Source organism: Epilithonimonas zeae (genome assembly GCF_900141765.1).
Lineage (GTDB): Bacteria > Bacteroidota > Bacteroidia > Flavobacteriales > Weeksellaceae > Epilithonimonas > Epilithonimonas zeae.
On sequence record NZ_FSRK01000003.1, the window covers coordinates 398,652 to 421,359 of the forward strand.

The following is a 22,708-nucleotide window of genomic DNA, read 5'->3' on the forward strand; positions in this document are numbered from 1 at the left end:
CTCGGGTCGGGCTATCCGCTACAATCTTTTTCCCACACCAATTCCCCCGCAAAAAAGGATTTCCGCTACTATCCCTCACGCATTAGCAATTCTCTGTTTCAAGATTACATTCAAAACAATATATCTTTATTATATTTACGTCATTAAAATCTTAAAAATGAAACCGCAAGGTTCGTGAATTCAAAAAAGAAAAAAAGAAAGATTATGAACAAAAAAGTCCTTTTTGCTGTTGTTACGATGACAGCAGCTTTCTCACAAAACACTTATGCTCAGGAAATTACACTCGATAAAATCTATTCTGGCTATTACCGTGGAAAAGGAATCGCAGGAATTGCATCCCTGAATGACGGCGAAAACTACGCAACCATCGAGAAAGATGGCATCGCCAAATACAATTACAAAACGTCTCAGAAATCTGGAAACATCGTAGATGGACAATTCGAATCGTATATTTTCTCTGCGGATGAATCCAAAATCTTGTTGCAAAAAGAAAGTGAGTCAATTTACAGACATTCATTTTTAGGGAAATTTGATGTGAAGGATTTGAAATCAAATAAAGTAATGCCTTTAAATAATGGTAACTATATCCAAGAACCAAAATTCTCTCCGGACGGAAGCAAAGTCGCTTTCATCGTTGATAACAACTTGTTTTATCAGGATTTGACTTCAGGGAAAATTACTCAAATCACGAATGACGGTAAGAAAAATCATATTATCAACGGTCTTGGTGACTGGGTTTATGAGGAGGAATTTGGTCACGCCGATTTTTATCAATGGAACAAAGCGGGCGATGCGATTGTCTTCGTGAGATTCGATGAATCTGCAGTTCCAGAAATCTATATTCCAATTTATGGAAAATCGCTTTACCCAACGGAGATGCGATACAAATATCCAAAAGCTGGAGAAACCAACTCAACCGTTTCTGCTAATCTTTATCAATTAAATTCAGCAAAAACTACTGCATTGAATCTTGGAAGTTTTGAGAATCATTACATTCCGCAACTTTGGCAAAACAACGACGCCAATGAAATCGTCATCGCAACCAGCAACAGACATCACAGCAAAGTGGATTTGATAAAAGTGGATACAAAATCCGGAAACTTAACCAAATTGTTCTCAGAAACTGACAACGCTTGGATAGAAACCGACAATCTGACTTTGGAATTTTTGGATGACAACTCTTTTCTTTGGGCTTCGGAGCGTGATGGTTACAGACAATTGTATTGGTACGACAAATCCGGAAAACTTAAAAAACAAGTAGCGAGAGGCAATTGGGAAATCACAGATTATTACGGTTACAACCCTAAAACCAAAGAAGCCTACATTCAAACGACAGAAAAAGGAAGCTTAAACAAAGTAGTTTCAAAACTGAATATCAACTCAGGGAAAACAACTTTGATTTCTTATCCTGAAGGGAATAACTCGGCCAGTTTCAGCAAGACTTTTAATTATTTCATTAACACCAATTCAACAGCAGCTTCTCCTAACAGATATGTCTTGAAAGATGCTTCCGGTAAAGAAATTAAAGAATTACAAAACAATAATGAAGCGCTTGCGAAACTTCAGAAAGATAATTTTGTAACGAAGGAATTCATCACCATTCCAAATTCTGTTGGCGACCAATTGAATGCTTGGATTATCAAACCGAAAAACTTTGACCCGAACAAAAAATATCCATTATTTATGTTCCAATATTCTGGTCCGGGTTCTCAGCAGGTTTCAAATTCTTGGGACGGAGGAAATGCCATCTGGTTCGAAATGTTGGCTCAGAAAGGTTACGTGGTAGCTTGTGTGGACGGACGTGGAACAGGCTTCAAAGGTTCGAAATTCAAAAAAGTAATTTACAAACAGCTTGGGAAATATGAAATTGAAGACCAGATTTCATCAGCACAATGGTTTGGAAATCAAACTTATATCGATAAGTCAAGAATCGGAATTTTCGGATGGAGCTTTGGTGGTTATATGAGTTCTTTGGCTATGACGAAAGGTGCTGATGTTTTCAAATTAGGAATCGCGGTTGCGCCGGTGACGAACTGGAGATATTATGACAGCATCTACACAGAAAAGTTCCTGCAGACTCCGCAAGAAAATCCGGAAGGTTATGACCAAAATTCGCCAACGACTTTTGCTAACTTGTTAAAGGGTAAATTCCTTTTGATTCACGGAACGGCTGATGACAATGTTCATTTCCAGAATTCTATGGAGTTTTCAGAAGCATTAATTCAGAACAAAAAACAATTTGATTTTATGGCATATCCAGATAAGAATCACGGAATCTATGGCGGACAAACCAGACCTCAGCTTTATGAAAAAATGACGAATTTTATTTTGGAGAATTTATAATCAAATTTATGCTTCGTAAAATCATCATAACTACTTTATTTCTTTTTAACATTTTGATTTTTGGTCAGAGCGATAAAGAAGTACTGTTGCTTTATAAAAATGTGATTGAAAAATCAGATTCGTTATTAGCGATTGGAAAAATTGCGCAAATTGATTCTAAAAAAGTTCTTTCGGACGCCAAATTAGCGGATAAAGAATATCCTGAAAAGTATTTCAAAAAATCAATGGAATACTTCAAAAATTACCAATATAATGAAAGCGGATTTCTATTCTATCTCGGAAAAATGAGAACAGAAGACCTTAATAATCTTGGACATGAACATTATAATACTGGTAGCGAATATGAAACCTTGCTGGAAGAAGGCATTTTTATGTATCTGGCCGTAGATGCTGATAATTATATGAAAGTTCTGAAAATGGCGCAGGATTATTATAATACCAATGATTACACTTATATCAGTAAAACAAAAGGTTATAAAAAACTGAAAGATCCGAAAAACTATTCGCAGATGATTAAAGTTCTGCAGGAAGATAAAGGAAAAATCCAAGCTGAGTTGAATGGAGACAGAGAAGACATGAAGAATAGGATTGCGCCATATTTCCAAATGCTAGAGAATAAAAGATAACAAAAGCCTTTCAAATTTGAAAGGCTTTTTTATTAATTAATTTTAAAAACCTATTTTTACGAATCAAGAAAATAACTTTATGAAAACTAAACATCCTAAAGGCTTGCCTTTCCTTTTTTTCACAGAAATGTGGGAACGTTTCGGTTACTATTTGATTCTCGGAATTTTTGTTTTGTATCTGATAGAGCCGCAAGGCGTTGCCGGAGGATTGGGAATTCCTGATAAAGATGCCGATGATATTTTCGGAACATTCATTGCCTTGACGTATTTGACGCCTTTTCTTGGCGGATTTTTAGCTGACCGTGTTTTGGGTTACATCAAATCCATTTATCTTGGCGGCGTTCTGATGGCTGCAGGTTATATTGGTGTGGGTGTTTTCAAAGACTTACCTTTGTTCTATGGTTCATTGGCTTTAATTATTATTGGAAATGGTTTCTTCAAGCCTACGATTTCTACACTTCTAGGAAATCTCTATTCCGAAGAGCCTTACAAAGCGAACAAAGATTCCGGTTACAATATTTTCTATATGGGAATCAATATCGGAGCGTTTATCTGTAACATTATTGCGGCATTTATGCGGAATAAATTCGGTTGGGGCGAGGCTTTTATTACGGCCGGCGTTGGGATGTTGCTTGGATTGGTAATTTTCACAATCGGACTGAAACATTACAGACACGCAGCGATAATGAAACCAAGCCAGGAAGGTGACACCAAATTATCTGAAATCCTGATGAAAGTTTTTGTTCCAGCTATTATTGCCGGCGTTATTGGCTGGTTTGTTCCAACAATGGTTTTAGGAACTAATATCTTTGGAAGTACAAACACAGATGCGTTTATTTTTGCTTGTGTTCCTGTGATTTACTTCTATGTCTCGCTTTATTTCAAATCTAATCCACTGGAAAAACCTGCGATTGGTGCTTTGCTTTCGATATTCCTCATCAGTATGTTTTTCTGGGCGGTTTTTAAACAAAATGGAACAGCTTTGACCAGATGGGCAAATTACTATACGGACAGAAGTGTTTCAGAATCTGTGGAAAAACCTTTGGCTTCGCTTTACCTGGTTGAAGAAAAAAGTTACGCCGATAAGGAAACCCCGATTTTTGATGAGCAATTTCGTTCTCAGAAAGATGCTGAGGGAAAAACCTTAAAAGAAACAGGAAAAGATATTTACTTTAGAAATGTTTCCTCGGAGAAAAAATCAGAATTGGAATCGAATTCCGACAAGCCTGTTTTCCTTTACAACACAGAACTTTTTCAATCGATAAATCCATTTTGGGTTATTGCTTTAACTCCAATAATCGTCGGTGTTTGGGCAATGCTGAGAAAACGAGGAAAAGAACCTTTGACACCAAGTAAAATTGTTTTGGGATTGTTCATCACTAGTTTGTCCTGCTTGGTAATGGTAGGTGCTGTTTACGCCGGAAATAATGGCGCGGAAAAAGTTTCTGCACTTTGGTTGATTGCCGGATATGGCGTCGTAACAATCGGTGAGCTTTGTCTGTCACCAATGGGATTATCATTTGTTTCCAAATTGTCTCCTGCAAGATTGACGGCGTTGATGATGGGGGGATTCTTCTTAGCGAATTCAGTTGGGAATAAATTATCTGGAATCCTTGCCAGCACCTGGTACAATTATGAGAACAAAGCCAATTATTTCTTGGTCAATTTTGGGCTTTTGATATTTGCAACTTTGTTGGGATTATCGATGTTGAAAAGACTTAATAAAATAATGAAGGAAAGCGGACATTAATAATAACGATGATCGATAAATGATTATTGATTTGAATCAAAATCAATCGATTATCATTTATCATCTATCTTCTGATATGCTAATCTTGGTGTTCCGTCTGCCACATAAATGATTCCGCATTTCTGGTAACCGAGTCTTTCTAAAACTTTTTGCATTGCGACATTGGTTTCGTGAGTATCAATTCTAATGTTCGGGAATTGGGAAAAGCACCATTCGAAGCAGAATTGTGCTACTCCTTTTGCTTTTCCGTTGGAAGCCAAACGATGAATGACACCGTATTTTTCGTCATTCAGCCAAGCTCCGTTTTCAATTAATGAATAATTCGGGTCATCACAAATAATGAAATCGAAGGTTGCAACCACTTCATCATCATTAATAATCAAAAAATTATAATCTTTTTCTACACTTTCCAACATCAATTCCTTTGATGGATAACCATTGGTCCACTGGACTGTATTTCCACTTTCGCGCATCAGCTGTCTTGCGGTGTTGATGCAATCCATTATTTCATTGATATCTTCCGGCGTTGACTTTCTAATTTCCATAATATAAAAATAATCTGGCTGAATGTGTTAATCGTCTGCAATTTAACTTTACCGTTGATGAAAAAAAACTATATTTGTTACCTTTAAGAAAATTTAACAATTAATTTATATGGAGACAGTAAAGACTAGTTCGAAACATCCTAAAGGCTTGTGGGTCCTATTTGGGACGGAGATGTGGGAGCGTTTTAATTTTTACGGGATGAGAGCATTGCTTACCTTATTTATGGTAAACTCTCTACTGATAAGAGAAGCCGATGCTTCTATCATCTATGGTGGATTCTTGGCATTGTGTTATTTAACGCCACTTTTAGGAGGTTTCATTGCTGATAAATATTTGGGTAACAGAAACTGTATCATTTTAGGAGGAAGTTTGATGGCGATTGGGCAATTTTTGCTTTTCTTGAGTGCTTCAACTTTTTCTGACAACCTTGGGGGTGCAAAAGGTCTAATGTGGTTTGCTCTTTTTGTAATTATCTTCGGAAACGGGTTCTTCAAACCGAATATCTCATCAATGGTAGGAAGTCTTTATCCAAAACAAGAAAAATCTAAACTGGATTCTGCTTTCACGATTTTCTATATGGGGATCAACATTGGAGCATTCTTGGGTCAGTTCATCTGTCCCTACGTTGGTGATGTAAAAGACGCTGCCGGAGTAAGAGATATTTTTGCTTTCAAATGGGGATTTCTTGCGGCTTCTATCGCAATGTTGATTGGAACTGTAACTTTCTTTATTCTTAAAAATAAATATGTTGTAACACCTGAAGGAAGACCAATTGGTGGATTGCCGAAGCATAATACAAGTGAAGACTTTGAAGAAGGAGAATCTCAAACTGCTAAATTCTCTGGAAAATTTATAGGATTTACAACGATTTTGTTTGTCATTCTTTTCTTCGTATTCAGATACTTTTTGGTAGGAGAATTTGGGTTTAATTCTGTGGAAATGGGACAATTGATCAAAGGAATCATCTATCCTTTCATTTATGCAGCTGGTATTTCATTAGCATTCTTAATTATGAGCTCCGCTGAGAACAAAATCGAAAGACAAAGAATCTGGGTCATCTATATTGTTTCGTTCTTTATTATTTTCTTCTGGGCAGCATTCGAACAAGCTGGTTCATCACTAACATTCATTGCGGATAATCAAACCGACAGGAGTATCTTTGGTTGGGATATGCCGCCTTCAATGGTTCAGATTTTCAATGGACTTTTTGTTGTGCTTTTGGCTTTACCATTCAGTTTACTTTGGGATAAATTAAGAACTAAAGGAAAAGAGCCGGTTTCTCCTTTGAAACAAGCGATCGGTTTGGCATTAATTGCACTTTCTTACTTTATCATCGCTTATAACGTAAAAGACCTTGGAAACTCAGGATTATTGGCTATCAAATGGTTGATTTTACTTTATCTAATACAAACAATGGGTGAACTTTGTTTATCGCCAATTGGATTGTCTTTGGTTGGTAAATTAGCGCCTAAGAGATTCTCATCTTTATTATATGGTGTATTCTTCATTGCGAATGCTGCAGGTTATGCGTTAGCAGGAACTTTGGGAGCAATTATCCCTGCAACAGGAGACAAATTTGCAAAAGCACAAGAAATTGGTGTTAACCTTCAGGATGTTCTTGACAAAAAAGTAACATTGAACGCAGACCAAGTGAAAGCGTTCTCTACAGCACAATTGCCTACAGAATACACAACATTCGCAGGAGTTACAATTCACAACCTTTTCGAATTCTTTATGGTTTTCGTAGTTCTTTGTGGAATTGCATCTGTATTGCTAGCTTTCTTATCGCCTATTCTTAAAAGAATGATGCATGGTGTAAAGTAAAAACCGTTCACATTTATTTATAAATTCAAACCACCGAATATTCGGTGGTTTTTTGTTAAATTCGTATGTTAGAATCCAATTGTTGACGTAGTGTGTCAGCAATTGGATTAGAATAATTTTAATCAAAACAAATTTGTGACTCACTGCGTCACGAATTGAATTATTTATCAATTATATTATGAATCTTACCCTCGAAGAAATTCAGAATTTCAAAGGAAAATATCCTAAACAAATTTGGTCTTTATTTTTCTCAGAAATGTGGGAGCGTTTCTGCTTCTACGGGATGCGAGGAATGCTCGTTTTCTTTATGATTTCTCAATTAAAATTTGGTGATGAACAAGCTAATCTGCAATATGGCGCAACACAAGCTTTTGTTTATGCCTTTACTTTTGTGGGCGGTTTGTTTGCAGATAAGATTCTAGGATTCAGAAGATCTCTTTTTTGGGGTGGAATTTTGATGATTATTGGGAGTCTAATTCTTGCTGCCAATCCGCACGATTATTTCTTTTTGGGAATCTCGTTCACTGTTGTGGGAACAGGATTTTTCAAACCGAATATCTCCACAATGGTTGGAAAATTATACAAACCTAACGATACAAGAACCGATGCTGGATTCTCTTTGTTCTATGCAGGAATCAATTTGGGAGCACTTTTAGGCGGTTATCTTTGTATCGCTATTGGAAAAGGCGAGATGTTTTCTCATCTTATTCCTGAAAGTAAAAGATGGAATGTTGCTTTTGGATTAGCTGCAATTGTAATGGTTGTCAGTTTGATCAATTTCATTTTCACACAAAGAAGTTTGGGGCCAATTGGACTTGCTCCTCAAAAAATTAATAAAGATGGTTCTTTTTCTCCACTAGAAAAATGGAAAGAATATGGCGTTTACACTCTTTCATTGATCTTCATCCCGTTGATTATGATAATGGTTTCCGTTCCACAGTACACTGATTATTTTATGTGGACTGTCGGGCCATTGACGCTACTCTATCTTTTTTATGAGATGACGAAGGTTACTGCACCTGAACGTAAAAAACTTTGGGCGGCCTTAATCTTCATTATTTTCTCAATTCTATTCTGGGGAATCTACGAACAAAGCGGCGGTTCACTAAGTATTTTCGCAGCGAATAACCTCAACAAAGACCTTTTCGGATTAGACCCAAATGGCGTTAACAATTCCGGAGGTGCTTTCTTTATTATTTTCCTGGCACCTTTGGTTGGGCTACTTTGGATCTGGTTAAGCAAAAAGAAACTGGAGCCGAATACCATCAACAAATTTGGGTTAGGATTTATATTCCTGGGACTTGGTTATTATATTCTTTTCGGAACCAAATTTTTCGCTAATCTGCAAGGAATCACTTCTCTTAATATTTTCACGATCGCATTACTGGTAATTACTTTTGGTGAGTTATGCTTATCTCCGATCGGACTTTCCATTATGACAAAACTATCTACAGAAAAACTACAGGGAATGATGATGGGAATGTGGTTCTTAGCCTCTGCTTATGGACAATATGTTGCAGGACAAATTGGAGCAGGATTAGCAAAAGTAAAATCCGGAGCCACCAATCACGATGCTCTTATCACTTATACCGATGGATATAAACAATTGGGATTATATGCATTGATTGCCGGAGTAATATTAATTTTGATATCACCATTCGTGAAAAAACTGATGCAAGGTGTAAAGTAAATTGAAGCTTTAAAACGTCTACTACTATGAAAAGTTAAATGAAATATAAAAAACACACAGATGAAAAAAATTTTATTATTAACCTTATTTCTTATTCAAACTTCAGGGTTTGCGCAAGTCTACTGGATGACGATGACGCAAGCTCTTGCAGCTCAGAAAAAAGAACCAAAGAAAATCCTGATTGATTTCTATGCAGATTGGTGCGCACCTTGCAAAGAGATGGACAAATTCACTTTCAATCATCCGGAAATTGCAAAAATTATCAATGAAAATTTTTATGCTGTAAAGTTTGAAAGTGATGGGAACGAAACTGTTAGTTTTGCCGGACATACATTTATCAATCCTGATTATAAAGGCAAAAGATCTAAAAGCGGACTTCATCAGTTTTCCAAATATATGAACATCAATATGATCCCGACAATGGTTTTTCTGGATGAGAAAACAGACCCAATTACCAGTCTTTCTGGCGCGCTGAAAGCTAAAGAAGTAGAACCCTATTTCTCTATGATTGCTTCCAACGAGTACAAGACCATCAAGACCCGAAAAGAATGGGAAGGCTATCAGAAAAAGTTCAAATCGAAAATCAAAGAATAATTACAGAAACATCCAACAACTTGGATGTTTTTTTAGTTCCTATCATTGTATAATTATATTCAAAATTATAATTTAACAAGCTTACTATTACTTTATTGCTAGGGCACTTTTTTTGAATCAAAATAAAGTACAAGTAATTGTATGAAGGTCTCAGGTTTCAATTTTTTCACCAATACCTTAAAATGAATTTAATTATTAAACAAAACTGAAATTAAATCAATAAAACACAAATGAAAGTAAAATTTCTCTTATTCCTTTTTATTTTTATTGCCGTCAAAGGCTACGCAGGCTGGTATGAGGTTTACAATTTCACCGGAAAGATTGACAAATTCCCTGTGACTTTTTCTTTACAGGTTAAGCCCGGATATTTTGGAGAGCCTGCTAAAAAAGACTACAATGTCATTGGTATTTATAAATATGATAAATTCAACAATCCTATCCGATTAGAAGGCCAATTTGACCAGAAAACGAATCGAATTGAAGTTTATGAATTGGATAAGAACGATAAAATCTCAGCCACTTTTTCGCTTATTTTAAAGTCTAATAAGTTATCTGGAACTTGGAAAAATAATGAAAAACAATTCAATGTCATACTTGAACTGAAAGATAAATTGAGCGATTTGTCCAATGAGCAATTTCAAAACATACAAATTCTGCAAAACCAATCGTTGAAAGATTATTATTTTGTTGGAGTTTATAAAAAAAACAGCCAATCAGATGCTTTTATGCAGGAATTGAAAATAATCAACAAAAAAACCAATCAGATTTTTCAAACACTGAATTTTGATGCTATCAAAACACCTACAGGAAATTTGATGACAATTATTTTTGACAATGTAACGACTGACAAAACCAACAACTTCATGGTTTCCAATAGTTACGGTCGGGTTGGCGGTTATTTAATTGTGAATTATAATTCAGCCAAAAACCGATTTATCTTAAATTCTGAACCAGTGGCGGAAGGCTCTTAATCGCGACTAAGTTGGTTAATACAAAGAAACAATATGAATTCTAACGAAGCTTATCTTAAAAAGGGAAAAGGCATTACTGATTTCTTGACTTGGAAAGTCCTGTTTCCTATAATTTTGATTATTTACCTCATATTTTCGCCAATCAGTGCGTCTATTCTTTCGGTCATCATTTCGCTTCTGATTTGCATACCACAATTCAAAACTAAAATAAGATGGAAAAGGTTATTGGTAATTTTTTTACTGCTTCACTTTTCCCTGACCAGCATCTACTCTATTTCTCCATATCTTCAGTTAAAAGATTTCAAATTATTTCATTGGAACTGGAAAGAAACCAATGGAACCATAGAAAATCAGTATGTCAAATGGGAAGAAATCACCCGAAGAAAAGGTCCAAAAGCGATTGCGAATATCCAATATTCTTTCCTGTATAACAATCAAATCAAAAAGGTGACAAAGTTTGAAGCTATCAAAATTGTTTATCCTTGGTATTTCCGTAAAACAGAAGAAAAAAAAGAAAAACTAAAAAATGAGCTTTCTCAGAATATCGAGAATTACAAAAAAAATAAAGCATATAAAATCTTTGTCAATCCAAAAAACGGCGAGAGTAAATTGTTCATTACCACAGAAAAAATCTTAGTAAGTAATTCCAGCAGTTATTCTTTGCTGATGTCCTGCGTACAAGTTTTTGTTGGGATTGCACTCATCCTCGCAGTTCTTTGGTTAGGTTTTAATACGATTCCGAAACTCTTCAAAAAAAGTCACCAATAATGCTCCAATTTTGTTTTTGATTTGAATTGATTCTAAACTGAAATTTCATAAATTTTCCCGAAATTCGTCGGAACAAATTTTCCTTTTTTGACTTTAGAAACTTCCATAGAATTTCTCAAAAACATAGGAACCGAACGCGCAAAATTTATCAGAAACGTGTTGGGCATTTCGACTGTGGAAGATTTGCTGACCTTCTATCCAATCCGTTATATTGATAAAAGTAAAATTTACAAAATCGGTGATTTGACAAAAGAGCCGGATGCAGATATCCAGTTAAAAGGAAAAATCACAGATATCCAAGAAGTTGCTAACGAAAAAGGGAAGCGTTTGTCTGCAAAATTTCGGGATGAAACCGGGACGATAGATTTGGTTTGGTTCCGATACACCAATTGGATGAAAGACTCCATTCCATTAAATAAAGAAATTTTTATTTTCGGGAAAGTCAACTTCTTCAATGGTAATTTTTCTATGCCACATCCGGAGATTGAAGCCGATGAAAAAAAAGCGTTATCCGGAACGCTTTTACCAATTTATCCAGGAAGCGAAAAATTGAGTAAGCGAGGAATCAATAATAAGTTTTTTCAAAATGTTATTTTCAACATTTTAAAAGATTTACCTCAACTGATTTCCGAGAATTTACCCGATTATCTTTTGAAATCGATGAAATTAATGGGGCGATTGAATTCCTACTATAACATTCATTTTCCAAAAGATTTTAAACATTTTGAAGCGGCTGACAGGCGATTGAAATTCGAGGAAGCATTTTTTTTCCAGTTAGGTTATGGACTGAAAAAACTGCATCAGAAAACGAAATCGTTCGGAAATCCGTTTCCGATTGTCGGCGACCATTTCACTAATTTCTATAATAACAATCTTCCATTCGAATTAACGAACGCCCAAAAACGAGTTCTAAAAGAAATCCGAACCGATATGAAACGTTCGACCCAAATGAACCGATTGCTGCAAGGCGACGTTGGTTCAGGAAAAACGATGGTTGCATTATTAACAATGCTAATTGCAATGGACAACGGTTTCCAGTCTTGCCTGATGGCTCCGACAGAAATCTTGGCTCAGCAACATTTTAATTCAATTAAAGAATTATTACAAAATACAGAGATTAATGTCAAACTTTTGACCGGTTCATCCAAAACTTCGGAAAGAAAAATCATCCACGAAGAATTAGAAAACGGACAACTTTCTATCCTTATTGGAACGCACGCAATCCTTGAAGACAAAGTTAAATTCCATAAATTGGGATTAGCGATTATCGATGAGCAACATAGATTCGGAGTGGCTCAACGGGCTAAACTTTGGGCAAAAAATAATATTCCGCCTCACATTTTGGTAATGACTGCGACGCCAATTCCGAGAACTTTGGCAATGAGTTTTTATTCGGATTTGGATGTTTCTGTGATTGATGAAATGCCAGTCGGAAGAAAACCAATTATCACTGCTCACAGGCGAGAAAAGGATAGACTTTCGGTTTACAATTTCTGTCGGGAAGAGATAGAGAAAGGTCGTCAAATTTATTTCGTTTATCCATTGATTGAGGAATCAGAAACTCTGGATTACAAAAATCTGATGGAAGGATTGAACCAGGTTATGAATTTTTTCAAAAGTTACAATGTGACAATGGTTCACGGACGAATGAAACCTGCGGAGAAAGATATTAATATGCAATTTTTCGCTTCCGGAAATGCCCAAATTATGGTCGCAACAACTGTGATAGAAGTTGGTGTGAATGTTCCAAATGCTTCTGTAATGGTAATTGAAAGCGCTGAAAGATTCGGGTTATCGCAGCTTCATCAATTACGTGGACGTGTTGGTAGAGGCGCAGAACAAAGTTATTGTATCCTGATGACGGACGATAAGCTGAGCAAAGAAAGCAGAACCAGAATCAAAACGATGGTTCAGACTAATGATGGTTTCAAAATCTCAGAAGTTGATATGGAATTGCGTGGTCCTGGCGATATTCTTGGAACTCAGCAAAGTGGTGTTGTAGATTTCAAAAAATTGAGTCTGATAGAAGATTCGGCAATTATCAAAGCTTCGAAACTAACCGTTGAGCGAATCCTAGAAAAAGATTCTCTCCTCAATCATCCCGATAATCAGGTGATGAAACAATATTACATCAGACAATATAAAGGGAAGAATAAGTGGGCTAAAATAAGTTGATTTTATATTAGAATTAAAATATAGTTTTCAAAAATGAGTGACATAATGGAACTTGATAAGCAAACAAAAAGGGCATTAAACATTTTTGTCTTAATATTTGGCGCATTCATTATATTTATTTTTGTTCGAGAATATTTTGTTGGTTATGATGAGAGTGTCAAAAGAATCTTAGCAAAAGATTACATCAGAAGAGTTGATAGTGTGTATGTAAATAAAGAAGAACACAATTTCAGGTATGTTGCATATTCAGGAGGAAAAAAAACAATTTTAGAATTCGAATATAAAAAAGGAGATTCTTTAGTTAAAAAGAAAGGAGATTCAATCGAATACGTTTACAGAAAGAATAAAATTATTCTTAATAATAAACTTGAAATTTTAAGATTTTATTTAAGCAAAAAGTGATTTAATTTACTTCCAATAGCTCCAGACATTCCCATCGTAAACTGCAATCGCACGACCAACAGTATCGTAACATAACATACCTGGATAAGGACTTTTTACAGTTAAATGTGGATTGGCAATTTTTGGTAATATCAAGGCTTTATCTGCAGCTTCTAAAATCAAAATCCCTTTTGCATCAGTAGTTTCTGATCCCATGATAACACCTGAGCCGGATTCATCTGAAGTATTTGGGATAATGGAACTTGAAGCTCCTTCATCGGTAAGATTAACCCAAATATTATTCTCGTACATCCTTACTCTGTTATTACTTTTATCAAAAAGAAATGTTCCATTATTAGCTGATGTCATAGAATTAAAGGCATTGGTTGTGTCATCTACAGCAGGAAGTATGATGCCATTAGTATTACTGGTTAAATCATTGAAATCTAAAATTGCCGATGCGCCATCTACATTTAATTTACCACCCATAGAAACTTGGGCGTTTACAATGACTGCTACAGCACAGAAAATTATATTATAAATTTTATTTTTCATTTGGTTTTTATTATCATTGGTTACAACTTCTATTGATACATTTCCATCTTGTTCCGTTGAAAAGCTTCACACATTTGTCCTGGATATCATACACAATCATCCCTTCTTTGGGATCTGTAACAGAATCTATCGTTTGAGGCGTTGTACTCACGTGATTGACTCTCGTAATAACAAGTCCTCTCTGTTTTGATTCTAAAGCTATAAAACCATTAGGAATACTTTGCGGCCAGCTGTCCTGTTTCTGTTGTGAAGTTATCCCGATTGGGGTATATGCATTTGGGGTTCCTGTTGCTGGCATTTTTGTACAATAACAAATTGAAACCGTAATTGTTGCAGGAGCAGAAACAAGTCCAGCCGTATCTGCTACACTATACTGGATAGTTACTGGTTGCGTAAAAGTCGTTAAAGAGGAAAATGAAATTACGCCAGTGGCTGTATTGACGGTAAAAGTTCCCTGTCCAGGAATTGTAACTGAAGTAGCCGGAGCCATTGTTGACGGATTGATGAGCCTTACGCTTACAGGATTAATAGCTCTTGTTCCAGACACATCATTACTTAAAACATTGATTGTAATAGTTTGTGAAAGCGTTGGATCAGCAATACAACCTGTATCATCTTTGGGATTTGGAGGCAATGCAAGTGCACAACTTGCGCCATCTGCCAAAACTTGACCTGCATCATTCGCTGTTGCGAACAAACTGGCATTCATATTATACGACGTCGTTGCAGAATTGTACTGAAATTTATAGGCATTTCTACTCCCGTTGTTTCCAACATATAGATTATCCGCAGAATCAATAAAAGCGGTTCCCCAAGAATCATCAGCTTCAGAATTGATTTGAGTACCTAAAGCATCTCCCAAAAACTGTAGTGCATTGGTTGTTAAATTGATCCTAAAAACTTTTCTAGCACTGCTAATCTGAGTGATTCCATAGATATTACCATCCGATGCAAAAGCGAAATCGTTGATTTGAAAGTTGGTAATGGCAGTAGGTGTAGTAAAAGGGATTATAGTAACAGCTAAGGTGCTGAGATTAACCTTATAAATCTGGGCAAAAGAATTCCGGAAAATATACAACTCATTATTATAAACGTCTCCAGCGGTAGCCGAACCTACCGTTCCTGCAGTTAAGCCGCTTACAGTAATAAGGTCATAATTGCCATTAGCATCCATTCTGATAATCTGGTTAGAGTTTGCTCTGTATCCGTATATAAATCCATCCAGCTTATTATAACCAATACAATTGATCCTTCTTCCGGTAATCCCAGTAGATGCTGGGATAATTGGATTTTTAATTGTAGTTACTGCTCCGCTATTAGCATCAATAGAATAAAAACCAGAGATACCACTTGTTCCAGTTACGTTTTGCATTACAACATATGCTTTTCCACTAGTACAAGGTATTGGAGTTGTTGCCTGTGAAAAAAGTTTTGATAATGCAGAAAACAAAAAGAAGACGAAAATTATTCTTTTCATTATTGTGTGTTTTTAAATAGATATTAAATTTCTCAAGTGTAAACTTGAAATAGACAGAATTATAGCTGTAACTTAATTATAGCTTATTCGGATTGATAAAGATTTGTAGAAAATAAGGTTTCCTATGTAAGAAAATAGAGTGCACAGCTGTGCCAATTGAATTTTTCATTTATTTGTGTTTTAGTGCAAATTTAAATAATTATATATAATTATTTATACCGCAAAAGCATAATAAATGATTTTTTTTAACTTAATACATTATTATTAACAATCTAAGATTATATGACAAATAAAAGCCTACTATCAATAGCAGGCTTTCCAAATTTAAAAAATAGTATATGAAGAAAAATTACTATCAGGCATTACTGATTTCGTTCTGGGACAAATCTAAAATTATGCAGCAGATACAACTTTAATGCATCATTATCTGTGTATTAATAATATTTAAGGATAAATTAAATGAAGTTTTATTGAGAATTAACACCTTCATAATATTGTTTTAGGAAACTGATATTTTTAATATTTTTAATTTTATTAATGGACTTAAAATCAGAATTTAAGCAAAATTGAAAAGCCACAAATCTAATTTATAGAAATTTGAAGTTTGAAAGCGGTTCACTCTCAGTTAACATATAGTATGTAAAAGAGTAAAAAATCAATCACAAAAAAAGCATCTGCGCGTTTGCAAATGCTTCAGTGTATTATTGATTGATGACAAATTCCATCAGATAATCATCCATTACATAACCATTTCCGATATTTAAAACGGCTTCTTTATAAACTTTGAAACCTTGGGATTCATAGAATTTATGTGCCGAATTATTTTTATTGACAGTGAGCGTAACTCGTTTATCATTCACATTTTTCGCTTCATCGATAACAAATTTCAACGCTTTCTTGCCCAAGCCTTTTCCTTGCGCTTCTTTCAAAAAGTAAATCCTGTGAAGTTTTGTAGTTTCTGATTCTTGATGAAATTCAAATCCAACAAAGCCAAGAAATTCATCATTTTCGAAAACTAAATAGTAATGATAATTGGGATTTTCGAAATGTTTTTTCAATGCTTCTTCGGAGTACATCATATTAAGCATATAATCTATCTGATCTTGTTCCAAAATATCAGCATAAGCAAAAGCCCAGGATTTTTTTGCTAAATTTTGAATGATAGGAATGTCTTTTTGTTCGGCTTTGATAATCATAATTTAAAAAATTTCTTTGATGATTTCAAGAGATTTTGGCTCTCTAAAATCCGTAAAATGATAATGATAATAAACTAAAATAGAATCGAGGAAATTTTGTTTTCCGAATCGGCTCAATTTGATATCATAGGGATTTTGTGATACAATCAGTTCTTTCCAGATTGCAGAAATATCTTTATCAAAAAAATGATGAGATTCGGTTTCTTCGAAGTTACCTGATTCTGGATTCAAATAAGTTTTATCAGAAAATAGTGGCTGCAAACCTTGTTGTTTCAGTAATCTAAAAATAAATATCAAATGAGATTGGAAATTATCCATTTGCAACTGACTTAAAAAAAGAGAAATCTCCGAGTAAATATTCTGATTTTGGTTTTCATTCCTTAGAACTTGATTCAGTAAATCAGAAATAAAAAATAAAATAGAGTTCTTTCTAATATCAGAAGTGAAAAGGTCTGAATTTCTCTGTTCCAACTTGATAACATTCTGGATATTCTTCTTTTTATCAGAAGTGTAAAGTAACAGCTCGTTCAAAGGAAAAAGAAACGCTTTTTTCTTGTTTTTGGGTGCGTAAATTCCTTTGGCAAAAAAGCTTTCGAATCCGTTTTCTCTACAAAAACAATGGAGAACAGCATCGTGATCTCCATATTTTGTATAAGACAGTAAAAAAACTTCTTGGGTCATTTCTTAATTTACGACAGCTATTTTTGCGGTTGCTGTATCTGTTCCGTCCTCGTTGGTCATCAAAACATAATAGATTCCCGAAGCTACTCTTACACCTCTTTGATTGTTAAGATTCCACTCAAAATAACCACCGTTAGCCACTGCTGAATGTACCAAATTACCTGCAGCATCTGTGATTCTGATATTGGTTTTTTGCGCTAATCCTTTTATTCTCACATTTCCTTTATATTGAGCATAAACTACAGGGTTTGGATAAACAAGTACATTACCAAAATTGGAAGTAACCTCGGATACATCTCCTTGGTAAACCATTACTCCATCTAATGTTACGAAGTAGACTTTACCTGTTTTATTATCTATTTTAATATCAGTAACACTATTATTTGGCAATGGTGAGTTAGACTTTGTGAATTGATAAATCGTTTTATCTCCCGATGGACTAAGGTAGAAAACCCCTCCTCCATCAACCGAAACCCATTTTTGATTTCCTGAATCTACAGCAATTTGTAAAATTTTGGCATCTCTAAAAAGTTCTTCAGCCAAATTGTTTTCTTCAATAATAATTGCGTCTGTCTGCGGATTATCTTCTAGTATTGCCGCTTTAGGATTTGATAGTATCCTAAGACCCTGATTGTTTCCTATCCAAATATCATTATTGTTATCCATCGCTACAGATGTTGTACCATCTATAGGAAGATTATTTGTTTTTTTAAGTACCTTAAATTTGTCATCAGATGTATTACTTGCAGTATTATTATAATCGTACATCATTAATCCTCCATCATTGTTATATGGAGCTGGAATATATAGTACACCTTCTTTTATTAATGGTTTTTGAATACCTCCAATGTTAAATGTTGTAAATGGTAATGTTCCAAAAGCATCAGTAGATTTATTAAATAAGTAAAAGCTAGATGTAGGACAAGGATCACTATATCCGGGACAAGTAGATTGAACCGTAGAGAATAAATTATTCTGTTCATCAAACGCTAACCCCATTGCCCTATACCAATAACTACTTGAATCATTAAAAAAATATCTTTTAACAAATTCATTATTCTTCATTTTATAAACACCTTTGCTTCCACTATCTGCATAAAAATTTGTAAAATATACTTCAGTTGGATTGGAGGGATCAGGTATTACATCTAATATGTTAAAAACAGTAGATGAATTATTTACAAATAAGTTTGGATAAATCCATTTTGTTCCATCGTAGTGATAATACCCTATTTTACTCACATTTGGATTTGGATTATCAATATTTGGTGCTGGATCAGCATCTCTATTACCTGAAGATATCCATATTTGATTATTAAGCATAGATAGTTTGTAAGATCTATTATTATATGGACCATCTGGTTTGAAACTATTTTTTTGTTCATTATACAACCCATTCATCTGAGTTCCGGTGAATAATTGCCCATTATAAATTAAAGCAGTATTGATAAGCTCGCCAACATTAAAATTTTTCTGTAGAACTCCATTTGCCCCATAAACAAAAACTTGCTGTTGATCTGTTATGATAATCTGATTGTTGAATACTTTCACATCCTGAATATCAGTAAATCCTGAAATTGTAGATAGAGAGCCAAGTGATCCATATTTAACTTCTTTAGCATTTGCAAATACTAAAATATCTGTAGCATCTACTTTTTTGAAGGCTCCTATTAAAGATGACGGTGTGATCCAAGTTGTGTAGACAGGAAAAGTAGCATTCAGTTCATGGTATTTTATACCATTTGCAGTGGCCACATAAATAGTATTATCTTTTAAAACAGCAGAAAAAGCTGACTCATATATACCTCCACTCATGAAAAATGTAGTTTCCCCAAATTCTCTTTTTGTAATATTAAAAATTGAAACCCCATAACCAGCAGAAATGATAGCTTTGTCACCATTAATTGAAATATGGTTAATCTTTTTACTTCCATTGTAACCTGTAGCCAAAGGTATGTCAACAGTCAAAAAGATTCCATTAGGGGTTATTATATCGAGTGAGCCATTTTTGTAACCCACAATACCAGTTTGGGTTGCTGGGTTATAATCAAACGCTGAAATTTTTACCTCGTGAAGACCATTGGCTTTTGACAGTTTTTTGATTTCGCCTGTTCCTGGATAATAATAAAAGATACCGTTTTCTGTGGCAGCGATTAATCGGTCACCGTCTTCTCTTATTTTCAGGACATTATTATATGAGAAAAGATCGCTCCATTTGCTGGTTTGCGCTTGAAAAATCAGTGCTGTAAAAACTGATATAATTAATAAAATTTTCTTCATTCTAAACAATTATGTTTTCATCTATTAACTGATTATTCCACGAAATATTTTTCACATTCTTATTTTTATCAAAATAAAAATCTAACCTGCCTAATAAAATCCCTGCCCAACCTACTTGATTGACAATGACATTTTTACCATCCTTATTCTGGAAATTCACAGGCTCTTTAAGGAAAGTGTGCGTGTGACCACCTAAAATCAAATCTATTCCGGAAGTTTTAGCCGCCAAATGTTTATCAGACATTTTCTTCGGATCATCTTTATAATCAAAACCGATGTGAGATAAACAAATTACCAAATCACACTTTTTTTCATTTCTCAGAAAGTCAGCATAATGTTGAGCAATTTCTATTGGATTTTGATAAATTGTTTCCCCATAATTCTTTTTACCAACCAAACCATTCAGCTCAATTCCTACAGCAAAAATCCCGATTTTGATTCCGTCTTTGTTGAAGATTTTATATTGTTCGGTTTTTCCGTCTAGAATTGTATTCTTGAAATCATAATTGGAGCAAATGAAAGGGAATTTCGCATTCGGAAGGACTTTTAGAAAACCTTCCAAGCCATTATCAAAATCGTGATTTCCCATTGTTGACGCATCATATTGCATCATACTCATTAGTCTAAATTCCAATTCGCCGCCAAAAAAATTGAAGTAAGGCGTTCCTTGGAAAATATCTCCTGAATCCAAAAGCAAAACATTTTTTTCCTCACTTCTGATTTTATTGACTAATGAAGCTCTTCTCGCAAAACCACCTTGATTTGGATTTTTGGTGTAAGAAGTATCAAACGGTTCTATCCTACTATGTTGATCGTTTGTATGAAGAATTGTCAATTTATGAGCTGATTCTTTTTTTAGAATATCAAATTGCTCTGCCAACAAAAGATTAGGAGCCAATGTCAAAGCGAGACTTCCGCCTCCGATATATTTTAGAAACTCTTTTCTTTTCATTATTCCTGCACTTTTTTGTTTTTGAAAATCAATCTCACATCGTCCGGAGAAGAAATCTCTGGATTTTGTTTGAACTTTTCCAGGAAAAGATCACGCATCTTGATCCCTGTTGATATCATTTCACCTTTGCTAAAAAAGAACATATTATCTCCTCCCAAAGCCAGATAATCCGATGTTGCGATATAATATGTTTTATTATAATCGATTGTTTTTCCGTTGATTAATTTTTTAGAAATCGAATTATTCTCATCGGTTTCGATTACCAAATGAGAAACCGGATTATTTTTCTGAGTTTTCAAATAATAATCGAACAAACCTTCCACATCTTTTCCATTCATTTTGATAATTACCACTTCATTTTCAAACGGCATTACTTCATAAATCTGCTTCGTCAAAATATCACCTTTTGGAATGATGGTTCGGATCCCACCGATATTGATAACTGCAGCATCAATTGGTGGGAGGCTATTCTTTTTCGCCCACTCATCAGCACCTTCAAAAGTATAATCCGCCAAAAGATTTCCCAGATTGCTGTTATCGCCTGATTTATTAAGTTCTGTATTGGTATGAGAAATTTTGGTATTCATTTTACCTTCCAGCTCGTGTTTGTAAGGTTGAATGATGGCTGCCATTTCCTTATCCTCACTAAGTTCGCTGGTAATGTAAATATTCTTTTCGGTATGGATGTTTGCAATGTTGAGTGGCGCTTTACAACCAATCAACAACAAACTGACTATACCAAATCCTAATAATTTATTTTTTATCATTTAATTTTATCTTAATTACTGAATTCGTGAATTCCCGATTTCATTTAAAAAATAATATGGATACAAATCTAATGATTTTCGGGTTTTAAAACTAACTAAATAATTGTTAGAGAAGTCAAAAGAACATTCATTTTAGTTTAGATTAAAAAATTGCTACCTGCTAACAAAGCCAAACATAATCTTTGTCAATTATTAAAATAAAATTAACTTTGAGAAATTTAATTTTCAAATAAAAATGGGTCAGCTAAAAGGCGTAGGTGTAGCTTTGGTAACACCTTTCAATGAAGATCTATCCGTAGATTTTGATTCTCTTACGAGATTAATCGATTATAATATAGACAACGGAACCAATTTCCTCGTTGTTTTAGGAACTACAGCAGAAGCTGCAACACTTTCCAAGGAAGAAAAGGACAGAGTTGTTGCTCACATCACGAAGATCAATAATAACAGATTGCCATTAGTTTTAGGAATTGGTGGAAACAATACGGCTGAAGTTGTAAAACAAATCAAGGAAACAGATTTGTCAGATTTTGATGCTGTTTTATCGGTTTCTCCTTATTACAACAAACCGAATCAGGAAGGACTTTATCAGCATTATAAAGCTTTGGCTGAAACGGGTGAAAAAATCATTATTTATAACGTTCCAGGAAGAACCGGACAAAATGTTGAAGCTTCTACAACTTTACGTTTAGCTAATGAATTCCCTAATCTTTTTATGGTTAAAGAAGCTGCTCCTAATATTCTTCAATATTTTGATATTCTAAGACAAAAGCCAGAAAATTTTTCACTAATGTCCGGCGATGACGAATATACTTTGCCTGTAACTTTGGCTGGAGGCGACGGTGTGATTTCCGTAATCGGACAAGCTTATCCAAAGGAATTTTCTACAATGGTAAAACTGGCTCGTAACAGAGAGGTGGACGAAGCTTACAAGATTCACAATTCTTTGGTAGAAATCACAAGATTGATTTTTGCTGAAGGTAATCCTTGTGGCGTGAAAACTATTCTTGCTGAAAAAGGTTTGATTAAAAACTACTTGAGACTTCCACTAGTTCCAGCTTCGGAAGGTCTGCAGGAAAAGATAAAACAAGAAATGCAAAAATTAGAACATTAATAAACACAACAGAATTAA

The 22,708-nt window shown here is 34.6% G+C and carries 19 protein-coding genes; 11 read left to right on the forward strand and 8 right to left on the reverse strand.

What is annotated here, in order from left to right; genetic code table 11:
* Nucleotides 1-204: 204 nt before the first annotated feature.
* The 3 genes from BUR19_RS18070 to BUR19_RS18080 all read left to right on the forward strand — a co-directional run bounded on the left by BUR19_RS18070 (nt 205) and on the right by BUR19_RS18080 (nt 4,719).
* Nucleotides 205-2,343, forward strand: coding sequence for a S9 family peptidase (locus BUR19_RS18070; RefSeq protein ID WP_083600829.1), 2,139 nt, complete (start codon nt 205-207; stop codon nt 2,341-2,343).
* 8 nt (nt 2,344-2,351) lie between these two features.
* Entirely contained in the window at nt 2,352-2,969 is a 618-nt protein-coding gene (locus BUR19_RS18075) for a hypothetical protein (protein WP_074236913.1), read from the forward strand.
* Between the two features lie 79 nt (nt 2,970-3,048).
* Nucleotides 3,049-4,719: a peptide MFS transporter gene (locus BUR19_RS18080; RefSeq protein ID WP_074236914.1), complete on the forward strand. Its 1,671-nt coding sequence runs from the start codon at nt 3,049-3,051 to the stop codon at nt 4,717-4,719.
* 53 nt (nt 4,720-4,772) lie between these two features.
* Here BUR19_RS18080 and BUR19_RS18085 read toward each other — a convergent pair whose 3' ends face one another.
* A complete protein-coding gene (locus tag BUR19_RS18085) occupies nt 4,773-5,264 on the reverse strand; it encodes a GNAT family N-acetyltransferase (RefSeq protein ID WP_083600822.1) in 492 nt (163 codons plus the stop codon).
* Between the two features lie 109 nt (nt 5,265-5,373).
* Between BUR19_RS18085 and BUR19_RS18090 the strand changes: the two genes are divergently transcribed.
* The 7 genes from BUR19_RS18090 (at nt 5,374) to BUR19_RS18120 (ending at nt 13,689) form a co-directional block, all read left to right on the forward strand.
* Nucleotides 5,374-7,089 carry a peptide MFS transporter gene (locus BUR19_RS18090; RefSeq protein ID WP_074236916.1) on the forward strand — a complete coding sequence of 572 codons (1,716 nt, stop codon included), beginning with the start codon at nt 5,374-5,376 and terminating at the stop codon, nt 7,087-7,089.
* Between the two features lie 178 nt (nt 7,090-7,267).
* Nucleotides 7,268-8,779: a peptide MFS transporter gene (locus tag BUR19_RS18095; protein WP_074236917.1), complete on the forward strand. Its 1,512-nt coding sequence runs from the start codon at nt 7,268-7,270 to the stop codon at nt 8,777-8,779.
* 60 nt (nt 8,780-8,839) lie between these two features.
* Nucleotides 8,840-9,373, forward strand: coding sequence for a thioredoxin family protein (locus BUR19_RS18100; protein ID WP_074236918.1), 534 nt, complete (start codon nt 8,840-8,842; stop codon nt 9,371-9,373).
* A gap of 230 nt (nt 9,374-9,603) precedes the next feature.
* On the forward strand, nt 9,604-10,344 hold the full coding sequence (locus BUR19_RS18105) for a hypothetical protein (protein ID WP_074236919.1): 741 nt from the start codon (nt 9,604-9,606) through the stop codon (nt 10,342-10,344).
* A 33-nt stretch (nt 10,345-10,377) separates the two neighbouring features.
* Entirely contained in the window at nt 10,378-11,112 is a 735-nt protein-coding gene (locus BUR19_RS18110) for a serpentine receptor domain-containing protein (RefSeq protein WP_074236920.1), read from the forward strand.
* 87 nt (nt 11,113-11,199) lie between these two features.
* Entirely contained in the window at nt 11,200-13,287 is a 2,088-nt protein-coding gene (gene recG, locus BUR19_RS18115; RefSeq protein ID WP_074236921.1) for an ATP-dependent DNA helicase RecG, read from the forward strand.
* Nucleotides 13,288-13,320: 33 nt separating this feature from the next.
* Nucleotides 13,321-13,689 (forward strand): hypothetical protein, encoded by a 369-nt coding sequence (locus tag BUR19_RS18120; protein ID WP_139297427.1) that lies wholly within the window; start codon nt 13,321-13,323, stop codon nt 13,687-13,689.
* A gap of 6 nt (nt 13,690-13,695) precedes the next feature.
* On the opposite strand, the gene BUR19_RS18125 is transcribed toward BUR19_RS18120, so the two are convergent.
* The 7 genes from BUR19_RS18125 to BUR19_RS18155 form a co-directional block, all read right to left on the reverse strand.
* A complete protein-coding gene (locus BUR19_RS18125; protein WP_074236923.1) occupies nt 13,696-14,223 on the reverse strand; it encodes a hypothetical protein in 528 nt (175 codons plus the stop codon).
* A gap of 13 nt (nt 14,224-14,236) precedes the next feature.
* Nucleotides 14,237-15,700: a hypothetical protein gene (locus tag BUR19_RS18130; RefSeq protein ID WP_074236924.1), complete on the reverse strand. Its 1,464-nt coding sequence runs from the start codon at nt 15,698-15,700 to the stop codon at nt 14,237-14,239.
* Nucleotides 15,701-16,401: 701 nt separating this feature from the next.
* Nucleotides 16,402-16,896, reverse strand: a complete 495-nt coding sequence (locus BUR19_RS18135; RefSeq protein ID WP_083600823.1) for a GNAT family N-acetyltransferase — start codon at nt 16,894-16,896, stop codon at nt 16,402-16,404.
* A gap of 3 nt (nt 16,897-16,899) precedes the next feature.
* Complete coding sequence (recO, locus tag BUR19_RS18140; RefSeq protein ID WP_074236926.1) at nt 16,900-17,577, reverse strand: DNA repair protein RecO; 678 nt, start codon at nt 17,575-17,577, stop codon at nt 16,900-16,902.
* Nucleotides 17,578-17,580: 3 nt separating this feature from the next.
* Nucleotides 17,581-19,857: a type IX secretion system anionic LPS delivery protein PorZ gene (gene porZ, locus BUR19_RS18145; RefSeq protein ID WP_074236927.1), complete on the reverse strand. Its 2,277-nt coding sequence runs from the start codon at nt 19,855-19,857 to the stop codon at nt 17,581-17,583.
* A gap of 1 nt (nt 19,858) precedes the next feature.
* Nucleotides 19,859-20,809, reverse strand: coding sequence for a bifunctional metallophosphatase/5'-nucleotidase (locus BUR19_RS18150; RefSeq protein WP_074236928.1), 951 nt, complete (start codon nt 20,807-20,809; stop codon nt 19,859-19,861).
* The gene (locus BUR19_RS18155) at nt 20,809-21,576 is read right to left on the reverse strand and encodes a 5'-nucleotidase C-terminal domain-containing protein (RefSeq protein WP_074236929.1); all 768 of its coding nucleotides are present in this window, start codon (nt 21,574-21,576) and stop codon (nt 20,809-20,811) included. The genes BUR19_RS18150 and BUR19_RS18155 overlap by 1 nt, the downstream gene beginning before the upstream one ends.
* A gap of 235 nt (nt 21,577-21,811) precedes the next feature.
* On the opposite strand from BUR19_RS18155, the gene dapA reads away from it, so the two are divergent.
* Nucleotides 21,812-22,690, forward strand: coding sequence for a 4-hydroxy-tetrahydrodipicolinate synthase (gene dapA / locus BUR19_RS18160; RefSeq protein ID WP_074236930.1), 879 nt, complete (start codon nt 21,812-21,814; stop codon nt 22,688-22,690).
* Nucleotides 22,691-22,708 lie beyond the last annotated feature (18 nt).

Excerpts from the sequence above, each read along its gene's own strand:
- BUR19_RS18070 (WP_083600829.1), top strand. The coding sequence starts at position 205 with ATGAACAAAAAAGTCCTTTTTGCTGTTGTTACGATGACAGCAGCTTTC.
- BUR19_RS18135 (WP_083600823.1), bottom strand. The coding sequence starts at position 16,896 with ATGATTATCAAAGCCGAACAAAAAGACATTCCTATCATTCAAAATTTA.
- recO (WP_074236926.1), bottom strand. The coding sequence starts at position 17,577 with ATGACCCAAGAAGTTTTTTTACTGTCTTATACAAAATATGGAGATCAC.
- porZ (WP_074236927.1), bottom strand. The coding sequence starts at position 19,857 with ATGAAGAAAATTTTATTAATTATATCAGTTTTTACAGCACTGATTTTT.
- BUR19_RS18155 (WP_074236929.1), bottom strand. The coding sequence starts at position 21,576 with ATGATAAAAAATAAATTATTAGGATTTGGTATAGTCAGTTTGTTGTTG.
- BUR19_RS18110 (WP_074236920.1), top strand. The coding sequence starts at position 10,378 with ATGAATTCTAACGAAGCTTATCTTAAAAAGGGAAAAGGCATTACTGAT.
- BUR19_RS18150 (WP_074236928.1), bottom strand. The coding sequence starts at position 20,809 with ATGAAAAGAAAAGAGTTTCTAAAATATATCGGAGGCGGAAGTCTCGCT.
- BUR19_RS18125 (WP_074236923.1), bottom strand. The coding sequence starts at position 14,223 with ATGAAAAATAAAATTTATAATATAATTTTCTGTGCTGTAGCAGTCATT.
- BUR19_RS18105 (WP_074236919.1), top strand. The coding sequence starts at position 9,604 with ATGAAAGTAAAATTTCTCTTATTCCTTTTTATTTTTATTGCCGTCAAA.
- BUR19_RS18080 (WP_074236914.1), top strand. The coding sequence starts at position 3,049 with ATGAAAACTAAACATCCTAAAGGCTTGCCTTTCCTTTTTTTCACAGAA.
- BUR19_RS18095 (WP_074236917.1), top strand. The coding sequence starts at position 7,268 with ATGAATCTTACCCTCGAAGAAATTCAGAATTTCAAAGGAAAATATCCT.
- BUR19_RS18130 (WP_074236924.1), bottom strand. The coding sequence starts at position 15,700 with ATGAAAAGAATAATTTTCGTCTTCTTTTTGTTTTCTGCATTATCAAAA.
- BUR19_RS18100 (WP_074236918.1), top strand. The coding sequence starts at position 8,840 with ATGAAAAAAATTTTATTATTAACCTTATTTCTTATTCAAACTTCAGGG.
- BUR19_RS18085 (WP_083600822.1), bottom strand. The coding sequence starts at position 5,264 with ATGGAAATTAGAAAGTCAACGCCGGAAGATATCAATGAAATAATGGAT.
- dapA (WP_074236930.1), top strand. The coding sequence starts at position 21,812 with ATGGGTCAGCTAAAAGGCGTAGGTGTAGCTTTGGTAACACCTTTCAAT.
- BUR19_RS18120 (WP_139297427.1), top strand. The coding sequence starts at position 13,321 with ATGAGTGACATAATGGAACTTGATAAGCAAACAAAAAGGGCATTAAAC.
- BUR19_RS18075 (WP_074236913.1), top strand. The coding sequence starts at position 2,352 with ATGCTTCGTAAAATCATCATAACTACTTTATTTCTTTTTAACATTTTG.
- BUR19_RS18090 (WP_074236916.1), top strand. The coding sequence starts at position 5,374 with ATGGAGACAGTAAAGACTAGTTCGAAACATCCTAAAGGCTTGTGGGTC.